The organism is Proteus sp. HMSC14B05, from assembly GCF_001808035.1.
GTDB classification, from domain to species: domain Bacteria; phylum Pseudomonadota; class Gammaproteobacteria; order Enterobacterales; family Enterobacteriaceae; genus Proteus; species Proteus mirabilis.
In genome coordinates this window covers 1-20,126 of sequence record NZ_KV791994.1, presented here as the reverse complement: position 1 = coordinate 20,126, position 20,126 = coordinate 1, and the positions used below count along the sequence as shown (strand labels likewise).

At 38.8% G+C, this 20,126-nt stretch carries 21 protein-coding genes; 14 read left to right on the top strand and 7 right to left on the bottom strand.

Features of this window, described 5'->3' with window-relative positions; genetic code table 11:
* Together HMPREF3129_RS18980 and HMPREF3129_RS11510 are read left to right on the top strand one after the other, a co-directional pair.
* A partial coding sequence (locus tag HMPREF3129_RS18980) for a methyl-accepting chemotaxis protein (protein WP_239506316.1) occupies positions 1 to 330 on the top strand: 330 nt, incomplete at its 5' end.
* 234 nt (positions 331 to 564) lie between these two features.
* Complete coding sequence (locus tag HMPREF3129_RS11510; RefSeq protein WP_004249111.1) at positions 565 to 1,044, top strand: Hcp family type VI secretion system effector; 480 nt, start codon at positions 565 to 567, stop codon at positions 1,042 to 1,044.
* Here the strand turns inward: HMPREF3129_RS11510 and HMPREF3129_RS11505 are convergent.
* The 5 genes from HMPREF3129_RS11505 to HMPREF3129_RS11485 all read right to left on the bottom strand — a co-directional run bounded on the left by HMPREF3129_RS11505 (position 1,041) and on the right by HMPREF3129_RS11485 (position 8,564).
* Entirely contained in the window at positions 1,041 to 1,478 is a 438-nt protein-coding gene (locus HMPREF3129_RS11505; RefSeq protein WP_004249112.1) for a hypothetical protein, read from the bottom strand. The genes HMPREF3129_RS11510 and HMPREF3129_RS11505 overlap by 4 nt on opposite strands.
* A gap of 7 nt (positions 1,479 to 1,485) precedes the next feature.
* Positions 1,486 to 2,202 carry a hypothetical protein gene (locus HMPREF3129_RS11500; protein ID WP_036919225.1) on the bottom strand — a complete coding sequence of 239 codons (717 nt, stop codon included), beginning with the start codon at positions 2,200 to 2,202 and terminating at the stop codon, positions 1,486 to 1,488.
* A gap of 229 nt (positions 2,203 to 2,431) precedes the next feature.
* Positions 2,432 to 4,159 carry a methyl-accepting chemotaxis protein gene (locus HMPREF3129_RS11495; RefSeq protein ID WP_036919222.1) on the bottom strand — a complete coding sequence of 576 codons (1,728 nt, stop codon included), beginning with the start codon at positions 4,157 to 4,159 and terminating at the stop codon, positions 2,432 to 2,434.
* Between the two features lie 455 nt (positions 4,160 to 4,614).
* A complete protein-coding gene (locus HMPREF3129_RS11490) occupies positions 4,615 to 6,306 on the bottom strand; it encodes a methyl-accepting chemotaxis protein (RefSeq protein ID WP_004249116.1) in 1,692 nt (563 codons plus the stop codon).
* A gap of 326 nt (positions 6,307 to 6,632) precedes the next feature.
* Positions 6,633 to 8,564: an ABC transporter ATP-binding protein gene (locus HMPREF3129_RS11485; RefSeq protein WP_004249117.1), complete on the bottom strand. Its 1,932-nt coding sequence runs from the start codon at positions 8,562 to 8,564 to the stop codon at positions 6,633 to 6,635.
* Positions 8,565 to 8,685: 121 nt separating this feature from the next.
* On the opposite strand from HMPREF3129_RS11485, the gene kefG reads away from it, so the two are divergent.
* The 4 genes from kefG (at position 8,686) to slyD (ending at position 12,031) form a co-directional block, all read left to right on the top strand.
* Entirely contained in the window at positions 8,686 to 9,246 is a 561-nt protein-coding gene (gene kefG, locus HMPREF3129_RS11480; protein ID WP_004246884.1) for a glutathione-regulated potassium-efflux system ancillary protein KefG, read from the top strand.
* Positions 9,236 to 11,098 carry a glutathione-regulated potassium-efflux system protein KefB gene (kefB, locus tag HMPREF3129_RS11475; RefSeq protein WP_017827102.1) on the top strand — a complete coding sequence of 621 codons (1,863 nt, stop codon included), beginning with the start codon at positions 9,236 to 9,238 and terminating at the stop codon, positions 11,096 to 11,098. The genes kefG and kefB overlap by 11 nt, the downstream gene beginning before the upstream one ends.
* Positions 11,099 to 11,102: 4 nt before the next feature.
* Positions 11,103 to 11,306: a YheV family putative zinc ribbon protein gene (locus HMPREF3129_RS11470; RefSeq protein ID WP_004246886.1), complete on the top strand. Its 204-nt coding sequence runs from the start codon at positions 11,103 to 11,105 to the stop codon at positions 11,304 to 11,306.
* Between the two features lie 89 nt (positions 11,307 to 11,395).
* Positions 11,396 to 12,031 carry a peptidylprolyl isomerase gene (gene slyD / locus HMPREF3129_RS11465; RefSeq protein ID WP_004246887.1) on the top strand — a complete coding sequence of 212 codons (636 nt, stop codon included), beginning with the start codon at positions 11,396 to 11,398 and terminating at the stop codon, positions 12,029 to 12,031.
* 71 nt (positions 12,032 to 12,102) lie between these two features.
* Here the strand turns inward: slyD and HMPREF3129_RS11460 are convergent, their stop codons facing one another.
* Positions 12,103 to 12,321, bottom strand: a complete 219-nt coding sequence (locus HMPREF3129_RS11460) for a SlyX family protein (protein WP_004246888.1) — start codon at positions 12,319 to 12,321, stop codon at positions 12,103 to 12,105.
* 336 nt (positions 12,322 to 12,657) lie between these two features.
* On the opposite strand from HMPREF3129_RS11460, the gene fkpA reads away from it, so the two are divergent.
* Positions 12,658 to 13,407: an FKBP-type peptidyl-prolyl cis-trans isomerase gene (gene fkpA / locus HMPREF3129_RS11455; protein ID WP_004246889.1), complete on the top strand. Its 750-nt coding sequence runs from the start codon at positions 12,658 to 12,660 to the stop codon at positions 13,405 to 13,407.
* A 52-nt stretch (positions 13,408 to 13,459) separates the two neighbouring features.
* On the opposite strand, the gene HMPREF3129_RS11450 is transcribed toward fkpA, so the two are convergent.
* Positions 13,460 to 14,341: a DMT family transporter gene (locus tag HMPREF3129_RS11450; RefSeq protein ID WP_004246890.1), complete on the bottom strand. Its 882-nt coding sequence runs from the start codon at positions 14,339 to 14,341 to the stop codon at positions 13,460 to 13,462.
* Between the two features lie 618 nt (positions 14,342 to 14,959).
* Between HMPREF3129_RS11450 and HMPREF3129_RS11445 the strand changes: the two genes are divergently transcribed.
* From HMPREF3129_RS11445 to fusA, 7 genes are all read left to right on the top strand, one after another.
* On the top strand, positions 14,960 to 15,664 hold the full coding sequence (locus tag HMPREF3129_RS11445) for a helix-turn-helix transcriptional regulator (RefSeq protein ID WP_004246891.1): 705 nt from the start codon (positions 14,960 to 14,962) through the stop codon (positions 15,662 to 15,664).
* A 9-nt stretch (positions 15,665 to 15,673) separates the two neighbouring features.
* Positions 15,674 to 16,066 (top strand): sulfurtransferase complex subunit TusD, encoded by a 393-nt coding sequence (gene tusD / locus HMPREF3129_RS11440; protein ID WP_004246892.1) that lies wholly within the window; start codon positions 15,674 to 15,676, stop codon positions 16,064 to 16,066.
* Positions 16,066 to 16,434: a sulfurtransferase complex subunit TusC gene (gene tusC / locus HMPREF3129_RS11435; protein WP_004249124.1), complete on the top strand. Its 369-nt coding sequence runs from the start codon at positions 16,066 to 16,068 to the stop codon at positions 16,432 to 16,434. Before tusD ends, tusC begins: the two co-directional genes overlap by 1 nt.
* Positions 16,435 to 16,464: 30 nt before the next feature.
* Positions 16,465 to 16,758 carry a sulfurtransferase complex subunit TusB gene (gene tusB, locus HMPREF3129_RS11430; protein ID WP_004246894.1) on the top strand — a complete coding sequence of 98 codons (294 nt, stop codon included), beginning with the start codon at positions 16,465 to 16,467 and terminating at the stop codon, positions 16,756 to 16,758.
* 127 nt (positions 16,759 to 16,885) lie between these two features.
* Positions 16,886 to 17,260, top strand: a complete 375-nt coding sequence (gene rpsL, locus HMPREF3129_RS11425; protein ID WP_004246896.1) for a 30S ribosomal protein S12 — start codon at positions 16,886 to 16,888, stop codon at positions 17,258 to 17,260.
* A gap of 99 nt (positions 17,261 to 17,359) precedes the next feature.
* Complete coding sequence (gene rpsG, locus HMPREF3129_RS11420) at positions 17,360 to 17,830, top strand: 30S ribosomal protein S7 (RefSeq protein ID WP_004246897.1); 471 nt, start codon at positions 17,360 to 17,362, stop codon at positions 17,828 to 17,830.
* Positions 17,831 to 17,909: 79 nt separating this feature from the next.
* Positions 17,910 to 20,024: an elongation factor G gene (gene fusA, locus HMPREF3129_RS11415; protein ID WP_012368509.1), complete on the top strand. Its 2,115-nt coding sequence runs from the start codon at positions 17,910 to 17,912 to the stop codon at positions 20,022 to 20,024.
* Positions 20,025 to 20,126: the final 102 nt, after the last annotated feature.

Genomic DNA, 20,126 nt, shown 5'->3' with positions numbered 1-20,126 from the left:
CAACGCAGTGCAGAGGCGGCAAAAGAGATCAAAGCATTGATTAATACATCAAGTAACAATATTAAGATTGGCTCAAAGCAAGTAAATGAGACGGTGGAAACAATGGAAAATATTGTGGTTCATGTAAAAAATGTCACGAGTCTTATTGGTGAAATCAGCCTTGCATCATCAGAACAAAGTGCAGGATTAAAAGAGCTCGGTCGAGCTGTAGAGCAGTTAGAATCAATAACACATGAAAATGCAGATTATGTCTCTAAAGCGTCATCAATTTCCGGAGAAATGAAAGAACAAACGAATTATTTAGTAAAAGCCATTCATGTATTTCACTAAATAATAAGAAAAGTAGAAGAGAGAAAATAGGTAGAGATCTTACAGATAATATAAAACACCTCATTTTTATGAGGTGTAATTATTTGATTAAATTGTATTAAATAATTAATTATGGAAAAAATAGTGTCTCTTATTTCTTTCATTTGAGATTTTACTATATTTGGATTTTTGATTGTTTTTTGTCCTGACTTAAGTTATATATAAAATATTGAAAATATAAAATAGGAAAATCACATGGCTAACATTATATACATGACCCTAACTGGGGAACAACAAGGATTAATATCTAAAGGGTGTTCAACATATGATTCAATTGGAAATAAATACCAAAAAGGTCATGAGGATGAAATACTTGTATTAGCTATTAGACATTCGATATCTCGAGCCCAAAACTCTCATCATCATCCATTCGAAATAGTAAAACCCATCGATAAATCATCGCCACTGCTAGGTGTCGCCATATCTAATAATGAGTTAATAGATTGCAAACTAGAATTTTTTAGAACTAGTCAAAATGGCGCTCAAGAAAAGTACTACAGTATATCATTACAACAGGCCACCATAAAAAATATAACTTATGATTATCCTAATTCAATATCTCATAATGACAGACAACCGGAAGAAATCATATTGTTAGATTATAGAGATATCACATGGAGGCATTTAGCGGCATCCACATCAGGATATAGTATTAGAGAAGAAAGTATCTACTAAGTAGATGCTTTCTTCTCTAATAGATAAGGTTTTATATCATTTATAATGTCATATAGTTTTTCTTTAGAAATAATAAATATTCCAGTTATATAGCAGTCACTATCGAAGTATTCAAATAACTTGTAGTGAACTGAAATGTCGCTAGAGTTTTTTATTTTTTTAAAGGAAATGTTAATTATGTTTCTCTCATCTGTGAATAAACATTTATGACTAACGTTGTTTATAATATCTAAAATATTATCGACAAAATCACTTAATTCAAAATAATAAAATTCACAATTAAAAACATTAAAAAAACCGTTTTTAAGGGTTAATTCTATATTAAAAGTAAATGATTTATCATATTCAGAGTATTGTTCACTATCAATAGAGAAATCGTGTATATCAATAATAGAAAACTTTATATTATTTATTTCATTGTTTATACTAAACATATTACCTCTATTTATACATAAAATGAGTAACGGTCCATGTTTTTTCATCAACAACAACTTCTAAAGTATATTCTTTTACTTCATTTATATTTTTACCATTAAGATTTTTTATTTTTGATGAGTAACGATACTTTTTTATTTTGATAATATATCTTTTAAGTATTAAAGCAGATCTACCTTTAGTGTCTACCCCTCTCTGACCATATCTTATTGCTTTTTCAATAATTGTTATTGGAACATATCTTTCTGCTTCAGCCATGTGAGATGCGGCTTTAGGTGTGAATTTTAAAGTTCTAGGTGATAATCCTATTTTTAGTCGTCCACGTAAAAGTGAAATTAAATGATCTGTTAATTTAATAGTTCCTGCTTTGACTAAAGATGTACCACCTCCTTTAAGTAAAGTAGTGAGCTTCGCTCCATTTTTAACAAACCATCCCCCAAGTAAAATTATATCTAAAGGATCAATTAATGGTGATACTAAAGGTAGTTCATATTTACCTAAATATTCACCAGTTGCATCATAAACATCATAAACTCCAGATATGCCATATAGATAGCCTATGCACATTCCGGAATCTTCATCGACGACAGGTACTGACCCTGATGGTATAGTGTCAGTTAATTCTAGAGCAAAATACTCTCCTTCAACTAATGGTGATTTAAAGTCATAGACTCTACCAATATCATTATAATCAAAAGGTCTAATATTTATATCATCATCCATGCAAATATCCTTATGCTTAATTAACAATTTAGACTCAGATAAGAATCATGATGCGAAATGAGCGAATTTACTACTTAAACTTCTCTGTTAAATACTATAAAAATATTGCAGTATTATTTTAATCGCTAAATCACACATAGTATTAAAGCCCAATTTCACAGTTTATAATAGTATATCAACACCTCATTTTTATGAGGTGTTGATATACATATAAATAGATTAGCACTTGTTAAAAACTTGTCCAATCATCATCTTCATCTTCTTTGAATGTCGATTGGTTATGGTTTTTTGGCTCTTTTATTCTTGAGTCTTGTTGATTTTCTTTTATGGGCGATAACCCAATATTGGCTGATTTCTCAACGGGTTTTGTTAATGTGCTCTTCTTCGAAAATAGACTTTCCGCTGTTTTAAATTGCTCAACAATTTGCTCAAGATCACCCGCCTTTTCGGTTAGTAAACTCGCTACAGCAGAAGATTGCTCCACCATTGCGGCATTTTGTTGTGTCGCTTTATCCATTTCAGTGACGGCTAAGGAGACTTGAGAAATGCCTCGCGTTTGTTCTTCTGATGCAGATAAAATTTCAGTCATTGAGCTTTCAACATGTTTAACTGATGTGAGGATCTCATCCATTGAAGTACTGACTTGTTCAACCAGTTGATTACCTTGTTTGACACGGTTAATCGACGCATCAATAAGCTCTTTGATCTCTTTTGCCGCCTCTGCACTGCGTTGCGCCAATTCTCTTACTTCTGTGGCAACAACAGAAAAACCACGTCCTTGCTCTCCTGCTCTGGCCGCTTCTACCGCAGCATTGAGTGATAATATATTGGTTTGAAAAGCAATGCTGTTGATAACCGTTGTGATCTCGCCAATCTTTTGAGAGCTTTGTGCAATATCGTTCATGGTTTTTACCATTCTATGGGTAACATCCCCCCCTTTACTGGCAATATTAGAGGTTTGATTGATAAGGTGTGATACTTCACGAGCACTTTCAGTATTATTTTTTACTGTGGCGGTTAGTTGCTCCATACTAGAAGCGGTTTCTTCTAAAGCACTCGCTTGCTCTTGAGTACGACTAGATAGATCATTATTACCAGCACTGAGCTCTTGTACACCATTATAAATATGATGACTTGTTCCGCGAATAGCATTGACTATCAGTGATAATTCAGACCGCATATACTGTATTCCATTAATAAGTTGGTCTATCTCATTATTACCTTTGGCTTTTATGGTGCTATTTTCAAGTAAATTCCCTTGTGAGATATCTGACATATAATCAATGACTTGTTTAATACGTAACACGATATGGTGGCGTATCCACAACATGACAAACACCGTAAATAAGATAAATACCGACATAAAAATAAACGCGAAGATCAACGCGCGTTGGTAATTACCCTGTGCGGCTTCTATCGCGTGGTTGACGACATTATCACTAAGATGATCCGTTGCCTCATAAAGTGATTGTGTGAACCGCTCATTCGTATTGTGAGCATAAAGCGATTGGAAACCGTAATAATCTCGTATTTCTAAACATGAAACGAGCTGGTCAAGATCGTAAATGACACGCTGAAATAGTTTTTTCATTTTCGCCACTTTTTCGCGATCAAAATCGGCATTTTCAGCGGAGGTAAAATATTGGGTAATAATGCTAGAGACTTCTTTTTTTCGTTGAGGGTAAGAGGAGAGGAAATCTGTAATTTTGCTTTCAGCAAGATCTGGGGTGAGATGAGCATCAAACATTACATTAAGCATATCTTCACGTAATTTATTTAATGCGGCATAACCATAATCCATGGTTTTTATCTGTTCAAAACCATCGGCTAACTGTGAAATTCGCTTATTAGTTAAATAAGCATCACGAATGCCTGTAGCACCAGAAAACAACTGAATGGCACAAAACAAGATCAAAATAAACATTAAGCCACTAGATATTTTTATTCGTTTAAGCATAGCCTTACCTATTTCATTAATTTGTAGGATAAAGAGCAAGGAACGACAAACATACATCAGTTAAATTTATTCGGCTTAATAATTGAAAACTTTACTTTTTTTATCTATTTTGTGACTGAAAACGACTTATTTTGCTTTTTTTCGCTTTAATTAACCGCTAATAACTAAAATTTTCTAATGATTGGTGTAAGGTGCTAGAGGAAAAAAATGATTTATTAGCAAGGCGAATTATTAGTAATTAAAAGTTTCTAATGATTGATGAGAAAGAAAAATATCAGCAATCAAAGTGCTGTCTGACTTTTATAACCTATATAGAATGGGAAAATTTATAATTGATTTTAAGAAATACCTCCAATCTTATTTGATTGAAGGTATTAACGGTAGAGGTCTTTAATACAGATGTAACGTGTTATTTAAACTTTGTCGCAGGTTAATATTATTGTAGGTTATTTAGCTTAAAAACTTTCCCAATTGTCATCGGCTTCATGATGATGGGATTTTATTGTGGATGTTGTTGCTGTTTTTGTTATTTCCGGTTCAGCTGGCTTAGCCGAGAATGTTGGTGATCGTGGTGATGTAACCGCGACTTGTTCTACCTTGAAGGTATTTACAATCATATCTAACATTGAGGCTTGTTCACTTAGTGTTGCTGAAGCAGCTGTAGATTGTTCCACCATCGCGGCATTTTGTTGTGTCGCTTTATCCATTTCATTAACTGCAAGGCTAATCTGAGCAATGCCACGAGTTTGCTCTTCTGATGCTGCTAAAATCTCTTTCATCGAGCCTGATACATGGTTAACTGATGTGACGATCTCTCCCATAGATAAGCTGACTTGTTCGACAAGATCATTACCCTGTTTTACTCGTAAAATAGTTGATTCAATGAGTTCTTTTATCTCTTTTGCCGCCTCCGCACTACGTTGCGCCAAATTACGTACCTCACTGGCTACCACAGAAAAACCGCGTCCTTGCTCACCGGCTCTGGCTGCTTCTACTGCGGCATTGAGTGCTAATATATTGGTTTGAAAAGCGATATCATCAATCACTGCGGTGATCTCACCAATTTTTTGCGAACGATCGGCAATGTCTGTCATGGTCATCACCATCTTATTGCTATGCTCACCACCTTGAACGGCAATATCTGCTGTGCTCATGACTAACTGAGTGACTTCACGTGCGCTTTCGGTATTATTTCTGACTGTTGCGGTAAGCTGTTCCATACTGGAAGCCGTTTCTTCTAAAGCACTGGCTTGTTCTTCGGTACGACTTGATAAATCGTTATTACCTGCGGCAATTTCTTGAACACCACTATAAATCGTTGTACTACTGTTACGGATAGCGCTAACCATTTCTTTTAAGCGCGCTCGCATTTGTTGTAAACCCAACATAAGTTGGTCTATTTCATTGCGGCCTGTAATATCATGGTCAATGCGACTAATTAAATCTCCACTAGCAATCGCCTCCTGATATTCAATCATTTGGTTAATGCGTACAATAATATGTTTACGGATCCAAAAGAGCACTAATGTCGTAAATATCAGGAATATGCCCATGAATAGGGAGGCTATCCATAGCATCTCGTGATAGTTATCTTCTGCTTCAATCACTGACGGATTAACAACGTCATCAGTAATGAAATCTGTTGCTTCATATAATGAATTAGTGAAGTTATCGTTGGCTGGACTTTTTAAGATCAAACGAATTGCATTGGTATTACGTTCATTTAAATATTGCACAAGAAGATCTAAGTCATAACGACTTTTTTGATAAAGTTGTTTGATCTCTGCCATGCGTTGCTGATCAAATCCAGTTTGTGCAGATAGTTCGACATATTCATTCATCAACGTATCCACCTCCGCCTTACGTGCATCCATCGTTTGTATGAATGTAGTAATATTGGCATCTTCCACCTGTGGATTAGCAATATAACTAAACGCCTGCGCAATAATATCAGTACGTAAAGTATTTAACGCCGCGTAGGTGTTATCCATAGTGCGTAACTGGTCGAAACTGTATGAGATTTGTTTTAATTTGTTTTGAGTTTGGTAGGCATCGTGAATGCTTTGTACTCCAGATATTACCTGAATAATACAAAACAGAGTCAGGACACACATTAAACCTTGAGAGATTTTAATTCGTTTTAACATAACCCTACCTATTAGCTTGGCCTTTTTCTTCGCCAGTGGGAGTTCCACTTAGCAGAATGATTAATTCGGCTGGTAGATTAAAAACTTTAGCTAGAAAATGAGTATTTCCCTTACTTAATACAAATAATGGGTAAATAAATGATAGATAACTATTTAAATTGGATAATTGCGTACAAGGTGAGGATATAATTTTGTGTAAAACGTGCTAATGTGACAGGAAATAAAGGCGTTAAGTTAAATGAGTTATATAAATTTTTTAAATGTATTTTAATGAAAAGGAACTATATTATTTTAATAGTTCCTTTTTAGGCATTAATGAAAAATAGTTATTGAGACTCAAAAGCGTTGGTCATCTCTTCTAGTTTTTCTTGTAATTCCATCCACGCCATCTCAACTTCTTCTAAAGCCGATTTGGCAATACTTTGACGGCTTAAGCAATCGGTAAGCGTCGCCTTGTTCTTCGCTTCATAAATTTGACTATCAGAAAGCTCAGTTTCGATGGCGGTCAGCTCTTGGCTAAGCTTATCCATTTTACTTTCTAATGTGGTGAGCTTTTTGCGCAAAGGTTGAGTTTGTTGTCTAAACTCCGCCTCTTTACGCTTTTGCTCTTTTTTATCTTGAGCCGTTAAGTTCGAGGCGTTTGTTGTTTCTTGATCGGGTTGCGTTTTATTAGCTTGAGTTTCTTGGCGATTTTGATCGACTAACCATTGCTGGTAATCATCAAGGTCGCCTTCAAATGGCTCTACTTGACCGTCATGGACGAGATATAAATCGTCTGTGGTTGAGCGTAATAAATGCCTGTCATGGGATACCACAACAATCGCACCTTCAAAGCTAATTAGCGCTTGTGTTAATGCTTGTCGCATATCTAAATCAAGGTGGTTGGTTGGTTCATCCATTAGTAGTAAATTTGGGCGTTGCCAAACCAGTAGCGATAAAACTAAACGTGCTTTTTCACCACCAGAAAATTGGCCACATGCATCGGTGACTTTATCACCATGGAAACCAAACCCTCCTAGATAATCACGTAATTTTTGCTCAGTCTCTTGTGGCGCTAAACGAGTTAAATGTTGTAATGCAGATTCATCGGCACGTAAATATTCCAGCTGATGCTGGGCGAAATAACCTAATTTGATCCCTTTGGAAAGGGCAACCTTTCCTTGTAGTGGAGCTAATTCTCCAGCTAACAGCTTAATTAATGTAGATTTACCTGCACCATTACGGCCTAAGAGCCCAATTCGTGAGCCGGGAATTAAGTTAAGTTTGATGTTATTAAGGATAATCTTATCACCGTAACCGGCACTGACTTTTTCCATAGACAGAAGCGGGTTTGGTAAGCTTTCTGGTTGGCGAAAACTAAACTGGAACGGGTTATCTGAGTGCGCAGGCGCCACTCGCTCCATACGTTCAAGCATTTTGACACGGCTTTGTGCCTGTTTGGCTTTAGTCGCTTTTGCCTTAAAGCGGTCAATAAAACTTTGTAAATGGGCAATTTTTGCTTGCTGATTTTCAAAGAGTGCTTGTTGTTGTGCCAATTTTGTTGCACGTTGCATTTCAAACGAAGAGTAGTTACCTGAATATTCAAATATTTTCTCTTGTTCAATATGTAAGATTTTATCCACAATCGGATCAAGAAAATCTCGGTCGTGGGAAATTAAAATCAACGTACCATTATAACTTTTTAGCCATTTTTCTAGCCAAATTACCGCATCTAAATCTAAGTGGTTAGTCGGTTCATCAAGTAGTAATAGATCAGAACGACAAATTAGTGCCTGTGCTAAGTTTAAGCGCATTCGCCAACCACCAGAAAATGATTTTACGGGCTCAGTGAGTTGTTGTTGGCTGAATCCCAAGCCATTAAGTAATGTGGCTGCACGTGATTGGATAGTCCACGCATTAATAGCATCGAGTTGGCCGTGGATCAGGGCAATAGCATGACCATCGTTATTGTCGTTCGCCTGTTGTAGACGACGCTCCAATTCGCGGTATTCTCTATCACCATCAATAACATAATCAATGGCAGGAACGTCTAAAGCGGGTGTCTCTTGATTTACCCATGCCATTGACCAAGTGCTAGGAAACGTCACATTACCCGCTTCAGCTTGTAGATCCCCTTTTAATAAAGAGAGCAGTGTGGTTTTGCCACAGCCATTTTTACCCACAAGACCAATCTTTTGTCCTGGATTAATCGTTGCGCTGGCATTATCAAGTAATACCCTGACACCACGGCGAATTTGCAAAGAAGAAAAAACAATCATAAATGTCGTCTATTAAGAGTATGTAAATTAATATATAGAGTAAGTTGTTCGTAACAGTTGGTCACAATGCGTGCATGGTAACGGAAAAAAAGGTTTCTGACACGTTTTGTAAGGAGGAATGATGTCAAACGCATCAAATGTTTTACTGGTGTATGTCCATCCCGAGCCGCGTCAATCTATCGCCAATAAAGCGTTGTTGCGTGCGGTGAGGGATCTGGAAAATATAACAATTCATGATTTATATGCCACTTACCCTGATTTTTTTATCGATATTCACCGTGAGCAAGCACTATTGTGTCAACACCAAGTCATTGTATTTCAGTTTCCATTACAAACTTATAGTTGTCCTGCGCTATTAAAAGAGTGGCAAGATAGAGTGCTCACGCGCCCTTTTGCTAATAAAGTTGGGCGAGCTCAACTTAAAGGAAAAACATTCCGTTGTGTGGTGACTACTGGTGAGCCTGAACATGCTTATCAACATAATGGTAAAAATCACTACACACTCTCTGAATTATTGCGTCCTATCGAGTTAATGGCGGAAATGTGTGGTATGCGCTGGTTATCGCCGATGATTATTTACTCCGCAAGGCAACAGTCCAAAACAACACTAGGGCATATTAGTGATGCTTATCGCCAATGGTTACAAGCACCGTTAGAGGGGGAACACGCGGATGGAAGGTAATTGGATGATAAAAGCCGTGCTGTTTTTCTTATGTGCTGCCGTGATTATGGTCCCCATCGCACAACGCTTAAAAATTGGTGCGGTATTAGGCTATTTAATTGCTGGTATTGCGATTGGCCCTTGGGGATTAGGATTATTTAAAGATGTTGATTACATCTTACACTTTTCTGAATTAGGGGTTGTTTTTTTAATGTTCCTGATTGGGCTGGAGTTAAATCCAGCTAAGCTTTGGGAGTTACGGCGAGCAATATTTGGTGTCGGCGCCATGCAGGTTGTCTTTACTGCATCTATTATCACAGGGCTACTTTTACTCTTAACTTCTTTTTCGTGGCAAGCGGCATTGATTGGTGGCCTAGGTATCGCCATGTCATCAACTGCGATGGCTTTACAATTGATGAATGAAAAAGGAATGAATCATAACGAAGGAGGGCAGTTGGGTTTTGCGGTTTTACTCTTTCAAGATATGGCCGTTATTCCTATTCTTGCGGTGATCCCTTTACTTGCTGGCGAAACAGCCAGTAGTGATTGGTATCGTATTGCCCTAAAAATAGTCTCATTCGCTGCATTATTAATTTGTGGCCGCTATTTATTGCGCCCACTATTTCGCTTAATTGTTAAATCGGGTGTGAGAGAAGTTTTTACCGCCGGTGCGCTATTAGTGGTATTAGGGGCAGCACTCTTTATGGAAATGATTGGCTTTTCCATGGCGATGGGAACTTTTATTGCAGGGGTATTATTAGCTGACTCTGAATATCGTCATGAATTAGAAATCTCGATTGAACCTTTTAAAGGCTTATTGCTAGGGTTGTTTTTTATCTCCGTCGGCATGTCCCTTGATATAGGTATATTGTGGCATTATTTACCGCAAGTGTTACTGGGCGTTGTTATTTTAGTCTTGATTAAAGGGTTGGTACTTTATGGTATCGCTTGGTTAGCGAGATTACGTTTTTCGACACGTTTACAGTTTTCAGCCGTATTAAGCCAAGGCGGTGAATTTGCTTTTGTCGTCTTTTCTACCTCTATGGCGATGGGGGTATTAAATAGTGAACAGATGGCATTGCTTTTGGTTGTCGTAACGCTTTCAATGATGACTACGCCACTTGTGATGCAAATGACAGACGCCGTGTTATCGCGCCGTTATAATGATGCAAAGATAGACGAAGAGCCTTTTGTTGAAAATAACCATCCAGAAGTGATCCTGGTGGGCTTTGGTCGTATGGGGCAGGTAGTCGGGCGCCTACTTATGGCAAATAAAGTCAATGTGACCGTATTAGAGCATGACGTTGGTAGTTTAAGTACCATGCGTAAATATGGTTATAAAGTTTATTATGGCGATGCGACAGACTTGAATTTATTACGTGCTGCGGGGGCTGAACACGCGAAAGCCATTGTGATCACCAGTAATGAGCCTGAGGCGACAATGGAAATTGTCCATTTATGCCAGCGCCATTTTCCTCAATTACAAATTATTGCGAGAGCAAGAGGACGGGTTGAAGCACATGAGCTGTTAAAAGCAGGGGTAACAGAGTTTAGTCGAGAAACCTTCTCGAGTGCTTTAGAGCTAGGACGTAAAACTTTAATTGAACTTGGTATGCATCCACATCAGGCCTATCGTGCACAACAGCATTTTCGTCGTCTAGATATGCAGTTATTAAGAAAGTTGGTGGACGAATCACCCGAAGAAGTCTCGAATGTTTCACGTGTTAAAGAGGCTCGTCGTGAATTAGAAGAGCTGTTTAATGAAGAGATGAGACAAGAGCACCACCAGCCTGATATTTGGGACGAATCGTTAACTGATGCTATCCCTCAAGTAAATAGAGAAAAAAGACCCATTGATAAACAGGAGAACTGACCCCATGTCTGCAACCCGTAAGCGTTTTATTGCTGGCGCAGTATGTCCCCACTGTCAAGCCCAAGATACACTCAAAATGTGGCGAGAAGATAAAGTGGATATTGTGGAATGCGCTCAATGTGGTCATCAGCAAAGGCAAACAGACGGTGAGGTTAGTGCACTTGTGCGTGAAAATGAACAGGTCATCGGGATCTTTACACCACAATAATTGTAGGTTTTTTTGATATAACCCGATACAGACGATTTATTTTTCGTTACAATCGGGAAAATTTTGCCCACGGGTATGTAGGAGATGTCATGAAAGTAGCAAACGACTTGGTAGTTAGTCTGGCTTATCAAGTAAGAACAGAAGACGGTGTTTTAGTTGATGAGTCCCCGGTGAGTGCACCGCTAGACTATCTACATGGCCGTGGTTCTTTAATCAGTGGTTTAGAAAATGCATTAACGGGTCGTGAAGTTGGTGAGAAGTTCGACGTTGAAGTCGCTTCTGATGACGCATATGGCCAATACGATGAAAACTTAGTTCAACGTGTACCGAAAGATGTTTTTGTTGGTGTTGATGAGTTAGAAGTGGGTATGCGCTTCTTAGCTGATACAGATCAAGGCCCAGTACCAGTAGAAATTACCGGTATTGAGGGTGACGAAGTTATCGTTGATGGTAACCACATGTTAGCGGGTCAAAACCTGAAGTTTCATGTAGAAATCGTTGCTATCCGTGAAGCCACGGAAGAAGAATTAGCTCATGGTCATGTTCATGGTGAAGATGAAGGTCATGAGTGTTGTGGCGGACATGGCCACGGTGAAGAAGGCGGATGCTGTGGTGGTGGTCATGGTCATGATCACGATCACGGTGAAGAAGGTGGATGTTGTGGTGGCGGTCATGGAAAAGGTGGTCACGGCCACGGTCATGGCGGTTGTGGTTGCCAACATTAATCTTGTGAAACCATTGAAAAAGGAGCGTGATAACGCTCCTTTTTTGTTCTTGCCTACAGTCTCACTTGAAGTTAATAATGAGGTGGTGGGGTCTCATCTTCAGGGCGAGCGAGCATTGACGATTGGGATGACTTCAATCGTTCGGTGACGATTTTTAAGGCCTCTTTAAAACGACTAATTTCAATTTGTTGTTGTGTGACCACCTGATTTAACTCTTCGATGGTGGCATCTTGGAAAGCAATTTTACTCTCTAATTGAATAAGTAACTCTTCTATTTCCTTAATGTCCATGGTTTTTTCTCCTTGTTATGTGATGTCATATAATGACTAATATAGTGAATTACTGAGTAAAATTTAATATTATTTACTGATATATACACAGTAAGACATAAATCTGGTTTGAGTTAAAAGACTATTTTGTTAATGTGGTAACACGCTGTGCTGACGAAAATCCTAACATTAACGGTTGTGGGTGTCGGCAAATATTTTTAATTCATATAAAATTGTTACCCGCGGATGAGATCTACTCCGCAACGACAGAAAGAAGTGATGCAAAACGTATTTGCTAAGATTTAAGATGATCGTTTGCAACGCGTAGTGACTCACTAACATAAACTGGAGAACGGGATGAAATCTTTATTAAAAACGACGTTGTTGGCAACAAGTTTAGCATTTGCATTTAGTGCACCTCATGCACTGGCAGAAGAGACAGCTAAAGTACCAACATTAAATAGCGCGTTTAAAACTCAGGATGAGCAGAATGCATATGCTTTAGGCGCGTCAATGGGTCGCTATATGGAAGCTGCATTAACAGAACAAAAAAATATCGGTATTAATTTAGATTCAAAACAATTATTAGCCGGTGTTCAAGATGCCTTTAATAATAAATCTAAATTATCAGATGCAGAAATTGAATTAACGCTGGCAGCTTTTGAAGATCAAGTACGTACGGTTGCAACGGCGAAAATGGAAAAAGAAGCTGCAGAGAATAAAGCCGCTGGTGATAAATTCCGTACAGAATTTGCGGCTGAAAAAGGTGTTGTTAAAACTAAATCAGGCCTACTGTATTTAGTTGAAAATCCAGGTAAAGGTAAAACACCAACAGATGCCGATCGCGTTACTGTGAACTATAAAGGTATGCTGATTGACGGTAAACAATTTGATAGTTCTTATGATCGTAAAGAGCCTTTAACTATTAGCCTGAAAAGTGTTATCCCAGGTTGGACTGAAGGTATGAAATACATTAAAGAAGGCGGAAAAATTAAGTTAGTTATTCCACCTGAATTAGGTTACGGTCAACGTGCAACGAGTGGCATTCCAGCTAACTCAACATTAGTCTTTGAAGTTGAATTGCTGAGTGTTGAAAGCGACAAATAATCAGTTGCTTAATGAAAAAATGCTGGAGTACTATTCCAGCATTTTTGTTTGTTTATTTTATTTTTTCTTCAACAATCATCGAGTTAGACTTTTTAAATACAAAAATAAGACCAATAATAATGGCGCCCATCCCCGCTAAGCTAAGCCAAGACATTTTATTGCCTAAGAAGATATAATCCATTAACGCAGTTACTCCCGGTACTAAATAGAATAAGCTAGTCACATTAACCAGATTACCTGCAGTTAACAGTCGGTAGAGTAGTAATTGTGCCACGACAGAAATAATAATTGCTAGCCAAAGTACGGGAACAATAAAACCAATATCCCAAGATTGCTGCATAGGTTGAAATGGAATAAATAATAAGCATAGCGTTAAACTAACCACATATTGTATCGGCAATGCCTCCATAGGCGCTAATTGTAATTTCTTTTGGGAAATTGCGCCAAAGCTCATACAGAGGAGTGCAATGAGTGCATAAATCATTCCTGTTAATGAGAGTGAAGTATTAAATAAACTCTGCGCAACCACTAATACTAATCCTATCAAAGCAATAAATAGTCCTAATAACCGACTCGCAGTAAAGTGTCGTTCAATGATCCATAAAGTGAGGATCGGCTGAATACCCATAATAGTGGCGAGCATCCCTGGTGTAATACTGTTAGCGAGCGCTAACAAGTAACAAATAGAGTAACCACCGATAATGAGCAATCCAACCCATGCTGTTTTTAAACGGCTTCCTTTAGGGGGAAGAAATTGGCGACGTTGGAGACAAAGTAGGGTAAGAAACAGTAATGCAATAACAAAACGCCAAGTCAAAATGGCAAATGAACTGCCATTATCTAAACCCCAACGAGAAAAAATAGCACCACTACTCCAAAGTAGAACAAAAAGCGTAGTAGGGGCAAACTTTGCCCAATATTGACCTAAAAACATAAGTAAACCTGTAAAAGTGTGTAGAAACAGCAGTAATATCGAGATAACGGTTATGTCATTCTGATAGGAGAATCAATAGTAATAATCTCTCTACATACATATAGTAATGAATATATTCTAGCCAGATAAATTATAGAAGTGCATAACAGTGCTAAAGGTAAACTGTTTCTCTAGCAACTTTTGCATAAAATAAGCGAGAGAAAATGTAGATATAGTCGGTTTCACCAGCGGATCGATATTTTATGATATTTGTTAAAATTTTTAGATAATTAGCATATTAATAGGGTTAACAACTTCTTAAAATAGCATAATATTTAAATATAACTGGTGTGCTTAGCTTCATTGATCTTTTTCTTGATCCCCGAAATAGGGTAATTTTATCAAGAGAAATGCGTGAGTAATGTAAAAATAGAAAGAAAATAAAGCAAAGCTGTGACCTATGACAAAGCTCTTATTCTAAGACTCTTGACGTAGATCCCTTGACGATTTAACGTCAAGATTGTACAGGACTTTATATTTAAATTTTAATATTGAATTGATTCATGAAGATGAATCATTATAAATAATAAGACCTCAAGTCATTATCATAATTAAAGCCTTTAAGGATTATATAATCAAATGTCTAGCCCGTTATTCTATGGTGACAGCAACGAGTTTGAAAAATTAGATAGCCGACCTTTTACTCAAACTGATCACGAAATTTTAAAGTCATATGAGGCTGCAGTAGATGGTTTAGCCATGTTAATTGGTCATCACTGCGAAATCGTATTGCACTCTCTGGAAGATTTGAAATGTTCAGCGGTTAAAATTGCGAATGGGGAACATACAGGCCGTAAGATTGGTTCACCTATTACCGATTTAGCATTACAAATGTTGCATGATATTACAGATGAAGATTCAAGTTTTTCAAAAGCTTATTTTACCCGTGCAAAAAGTGGCGCTTTGATGAAATCAATTACGATCGCTATTCGTAATCGTGAGCGCCGTGTTATTGGTTTATTATGTATTAATATGAACCTTGATGTCCCATTCTCTGAGATTATTAAAACCTTTATTCCTGAAGAAACGCATGAAGTGGCTTCTGATGTGAATTTTGCTTCTTCTGTCGATGATCTCGTGGCACAAACACTTGAATTTACGATTGAAGAAGTGAATAACGATCGTGAAGTGGCTAATAATGCGAAAAATAAACAAGTGGTGTTAAATCTTTATGAGAAAGGGATCTTTGATATCAAAGACGCGATAAATCAAGTTGCTGATAGACTGAATATTTCTAAACATACTGTGTATCTCTATATCCGCCAATTTAAAAATGGAGAGTAGAGTAATACGATGAATCTGACATATTGCTTGCTGGTGACTGGGCCACATTATGGCACGGAACAAGCTTCTAGCGCTTATTTATTTGCTAAAGCGTTACTTGAAAAAGGTCATCACATCGCACAAGTATTTTTTTATCGTGAAGGTGTGTCCAATGCTAATCAATTGGTCTCACCCGCAAGTGATGAATTTGACTTGCCAAAAGCCTGGATAGCATTGGCTTCACGCTACAATATCCCTTTGCAGGTTTGTGTTGCTGCAGCATTACGGCGTGGTGTTGTTGATGAGCAACAAGCTAAAGAGCAGGGGTTACTGAGCAGCAATATGGCAACAAAGTTTGAGCTAAGTGGCTTAGGAGCCCTCGCTCAAGCGATGTTAACTTGTGATCGTGTGGTGCAGTTTTAATGAAGAAAATGAATTCTGTGGCGTTTATCTTTACTCAGGCACCTCATGGTAATAGTGCTGGGCGTGAAGGTTTAGATGCGCTATTAGCAACTTCCGCCTTAACCGAAAATATAGGTGTTTTTTTTCTTTCTGATGGCGTGTTCCAATTACTGGAAAATCAACAGCCTGAAGGCGTTCTTTCTCGTCATCATGCAGCTACATTTAAAGTCCTCCCCTTGTATGATGTGACAAACGTCTATATATCACAAGAAGATCTAGCTCATCGTGGTTTATCGTCACAAACAATGTTTATTCTTGACGCCAAGGTTATAACAGCTCAAGAGATTGCTCAGAAACTGAGTCACTATGACGTGGTATTACGTTTTTAATGATGAGTTAGTCAAGAAGGATGAACGGTTATGTTGTATACTTACTCCGTCTCTATTTACCAAAGTGATTTGGACGCATTTTTGTCTTTATTGACAAAACATGATGAAGTTTTATTAATCCAAGATGGTGTACTAGCCGTTCTTGAAGATAATCCTTTATTAATTTATTGTCTGGCTCAGCAAATTTCTGTTTATGCATTAATTGATGATGTTCTCGCGCGAGGCCTAAAAGATCAGGTTTCTCATCAGATTAAACTTATCAATTATGGTGATTTTGTCGATTTAACGGTAAAACACCCCCAACAAATTCACTGGGGCGCGTAGAATTGCTGTATAATTCTTGACACATGAGCTCGTCAGCAATAAAATTCTGCGTCCTCATGTTTTGTCTTGTCGACAAGACAGAGTTCAAATCCGTGTTTACGAAGCAAAAACCAGGAGCTTTTTTTAAATGGCAACTATTAATCAGCTGGTGCGCAAATCTCGTAGCTCGAAAGTTGTTAAAAGCAACGTTCCAGCTCTGGAAGCTTGCCCGCAAAAACGTGGCGTATGTACTCGTGTATATACTACCACTCCTAAAAAACCAAACTCAGCACTGCGTAAAGTATGCCGTGTTCGTTTGACTAACGGTTTCGAAGTTTCTTCCTACATCGGTGGTGAAGGCCACAACTTGCAGGAGCACTCCGTAATCCTTATCCGTGGTGGTCGTGTTAAAGACTTACCAGGTGTGCGTTACCACACTGTTCGCGGCGCGCTGGACTGTTCCGGTGTTAAAGACCGTAAACAAGGTCGCTCTAAGTACGGTGTGAAGAAGCCAAAGGCTTAATGGTTCTCCGTTAAGTAAGGCCAAACATTTTTTCACAATTAATGTCAAAATAAACTCATCGAGTTTTGGACAACCCTGAATTTTAAACGGAGTATTTCCATGCCACGTCGTCGTGTAATTGGTCAACGTAAAATTCTGCCAGATCCTAAGTTCGGATCAGAACTACTGGCCAAATTTGTTAACATTCTGATGGTAGACGGTAAAAAATCTACTGCAGAATCTATTGTTTATAATGCGCTAGAGACCCTGGCTCAGCGTTCAGGCAAAACTGAACTGGAAGCGTTCGAAATCGCATTAGATAACGTACGTCCTACTGTGGAAGTTAAATCCCGCCGTGTTGGTGGTTCAACTTACCAAGTTCCAGTTGAAGTACGCCCAGTTCGTCGTAATGCATTAGCAATGCGTTGGATTGTTGAAGCTGCTCGTAAACGCGGTGATAAATCCATGGCTCTTCGCCTGGCAAATGAATTATCTGATGCGGCTGAAAACAAAGGCGCTGCTGTTAAGAAACGTGAAGACGTTCACCGTATGGCAGATGCAAACAAGGCGTTCGCACACTACCGCTGGTAATCCGCGAAGTAGTCGCAACTCTTTTCAGGACAGCTATGCTGTCCTTTACCTGAATTGAACGCCCACGAGAGAGGAAAAAATGGCTCGTCAAACCCCCATAGCACGCTATCGTAATATCGGTATTAGTGCGCACATCGACGCCGGTAAAACCACTACAAGTGAACGTATTCTGTTTTATACCGGTGTAAACCATAAAATTGGTGAAACTCACGAAGGTTCAGCAACAATGGACTGGATGGAGCAAGAGCAGGAACGTGGTATCACTATCACATCCGCTGCAACTACTGCATTCTGGTCTGGTATGGCTAAACAGTTTGAGCCTCACCGTGTAAACATCATCGACACCCCGGGACACGTTGACTTCACTATCGAAGTAGAACGTTCTATGCGTGTTCTTGATGGCGCGGTTATGGTTTACTGTGCAGTTGGTGGTGTTCAGCCTCAGTCAGAAACAGTATGGCGCCAGGCTAACAAATATCATGTACCACGTATCGCGTTCGTTAACAAAATGGACCGTATGGGTGCAAACTTCTTACGTGTAGTTGAACAAATCAAAACACGTTTAGCTGCAAACCCAGTTCCACTGCAAATCCCAGTAGGCGCTGAAGAAGATTTCACTGGTGTTGTTGACCTGATCAAAATGAAAGCGATTCGCTGGAATGAAGAAGATCAAGGCGTCACCTTCGAATACGAAGACATTCCTGCTGATTTACAAGATCTAGCAGAAGAGTGGCACAACAACCTGATCGAATCTGCAGCTGAAGCATCAGAAGATCTGATGGACAAATATCTGGGCGGTGAAGAACTGTCAGAAGCAGAAATTAAATCTGCGCTGCGTAAACGCGTTCTAGATAACGAAATTATCCTGGTTACCTGTGGTTCTGCATTTAAGAACAAAGGTGTTCAGGCGATGCTGGATGCAGTTATTGAATATCTGCCAGCACCAACAGATGTACCTGCAATTAAAGGTATTTTACCAGATGGTAAAGATACTCCAGCAGAACGTCATTCAAGCGATGAAGAGCCATTCTCTGCACTGGCATTTAAAATCGCAACTGACCCATTTGTTGGTAACTTAACGTTCTTCCGTGTTTATTCCGGTGTTGTAAACTCTGGTGACACAGTTCTGAACCCAGTTAAAGACAAAAAAGAACGTTTTGGCCGTATCGTTCAGATGCATGCTAACAAACGTGAAGAAATTAAAGAAGTTCGTGCAGGTGACATCGCTGCTGCTATCGGTCTGAAAGACGTTACTACAGGTGATACACTGTGTGCAATTGATGCACCAATCATCTTAGAACGTATGGAATTCCCAGAGCCAGTAATCTCTGTTGCTATCGAACCTAAGACTAAAGCTGACCAAGAAAAAATGGGTATCGCTCTGAACCGTCTGGCTCAAGAAGATCCATCTTTCCGTGTATCTAGTGATGAAGAGTCTGGACAGACTATCATCGCAGGTATGGGTGAGCTACACTTAGACGTGTTAGTTGACCGTATGCGTCGTGAGTTTAAAGTTGAAGCGAACGTAGGTAAACCACAAGTTGCTTACCGTGAAACAATTCGCGAAGAAATTACTGACGTTGAAGGTAAACACGCTAAACAATCTGGTGGTCGTGGTCAGTATGGTCATGTTGTTATTGACCTTAGCCCATTACCATCAGGTGGTGAAGAGAACTATGTGTTTGTCAACGATATCGTTGGTGGTGTAATTCCTAAAGAATTCATCCCAGCTGTTGACAAAGGTATCCAAGAACAGCTGAAATCAGGTCCTTTAGCCGGTTACCCTGTTGTTGATATCAAAGCTCGTCTGCACTTCGGTTCTTACCATGATGTTGACTCCTCAGAGATCGCGTTTAAAATTGCTGCATCTATGGCCTTTAAAGAAGGTTTCATGAAAGCAAAACCGATTCTGTTAGAGCCAATCATGAAAGTTGAGATTGAAACGCCAGAAGATTACATGGGCGACGTTATCGGTGACTTAAACCGTCGTCGTGGTATGGTTGAAGGTATGGACGATCTACCTACTGGTAAGATCATTCGTGCACAAGTACCACTGGCTGAAATGTTCGGTTATGCAACTGACCTGCGTTCACAAACTCAGGGTCGTGCTTCATACTCAATGGAGTTCTTGAAGTACAACGAAGCGCCTAGCAACGTCGCTCAGGCTATTATCGAAGCTCGTAAAGCGAAATAAGATCCTTTCGAGTTCAATTTAGTTTACGCTCCCTCTGTGAGAGGGAGCGATATTAAGGAATATAGTCGTGTCTAAAGAAAAATTTGAACGTTCAAAACCGCA

Bases quoted from the DNA above. Each gene is read 5' to 3' on its own strand.
- tusB (WP_004246894.1), top strand. From the start codon at position 16,465: ATGTTGTATACTTACTCCGTCTCTATTTACCAAAGTGATTTGGACGCA.
- HMPREF3129_RS11460 (WP_004246888.1), bottom strand. From the start codon at position 12,321: ATGGACATTAAGGAAATAGAAGAGTTACTTATTCAATTAGAGAGTAAA.
- HMPREF3129_RS11495 (WP_036919222.1), bottom strand. From the start codon at position 4,159: ATGCTTAAACGAATAAAAATATCTAGTGGCTTAATGTTTATTTTGATC.
- HMPREF3129_RS11500 (WP_036919225.1), bottom strand. From the start codon at position 2,202: ATGGATGATGATATAAATATTAGACCTTTTGATTATAATGATATTGGT.
- HMPREF3129_RS11485 (WP_004249117.1), bottom strand. From the start codon at position 8,564: ATGATTGTTTTTTCTTCTTTGCAAATTCGCCGTGGTGTCAGGGTATTA.
- tusD (WP_004246892.1), top strand. From the start codon at position 15,674: ATGAATCTGACATATTGCTTGCTGGTGACTGGGCCACATTATGGCACG.
- HMPREF3129_RS11445 (WP_004246891.1), top strand. From the start codon at position 14,960: ATGTCTAGCCCGTTATTCTATGGTGACAGCAACGAGTTTGAAAAATTA.
- rpsG (WP_004246897.1), top strand. From the start codon at position 17,360: ATGCCACGTCGTCGTGTAATTGGTCAACGTAAAATTCTGCCAGATCCT.
- rpsL (WP_004246896.1), top strand. From the start codon at position 16,886: ATGGCAACTATTAATCAGCTGGTGCGCAAATCTCGTAGCTCGAAAGTT.
- HMPREF3129_RS11505 (WP_004249112.1), bottom strand. From the start codon at position 1,478: ATGTTTAGTATAAACAATGAAATAAATAATATAAAGTTTTCTATTATT.
- HMPREF3129_RS11470 (WP_004246886.1), top strand. From the start codon at position 11,103: ATGTCTGCAACCCGTAAGCGTTTTATTGCTGGCGCAGTATGTCCCCAC.
- slyD (WP_004246887.1), top strand. From the start codon at position 11,396: ATGAAAGTAGCAAACGACTTGGTAGTTAGTCTGGCTTATCAAGTAAGA.
- fusA (WP_012368509.1), top strand. From the start codon at position 17,910: ATGGCTCGTCAAACCCCCATAGCACGCTATCGTAATATCGGTATTAGT.
- HMPREF3129_RS11510 (WP_004249111.1), top strand. From the start codon at position 565: ATGGCTAACATTATATACATGACCCTAACTGGGGAACAACAAGGATTA.
- fkpA (WP_004246889.1), top strand. From the start codon at position 12,658: ATGAAATCTTTATTAAAAACGACGTTGTTGGCAACAAGTTTAGCATTT.
- kefB (WP_017827102.1), top strand. From the start codon at position 9,236: ATGGAAGGTAATTGGATGATAAAAGCCGTGCTGTTTTTCTTATGTGCT.
- tusC (WP_004249124.1), top strand. From the start codon at position 16,066: ATGAAGAAAATGAATTCTGTGGCGTTTATCTTTACTCAGGCACCTCAT.
- HMPREF3129_RS11450 (WP_004246890.1), bottom strand. From the start codon at position 14,341: ATGTTTTTAGGTCAATATTGGGCAAAGTTTGCCCCTACTACGCTTTTT.
- HMPREF3129_RS11490 (WP_004249116.1), bottom strand. From the start codon at position 6,306: ATGTTAAAACGAATTAAAATCTCTCAAGGTTTAATGTGTGTCCTGACT.
- kefG (WP_004246884.1), top strand. From the start codon at position 8,686: ATGTCAAACGCATCAAATGTTTTACTGGTGTATGTCCATCCCGAGCCG.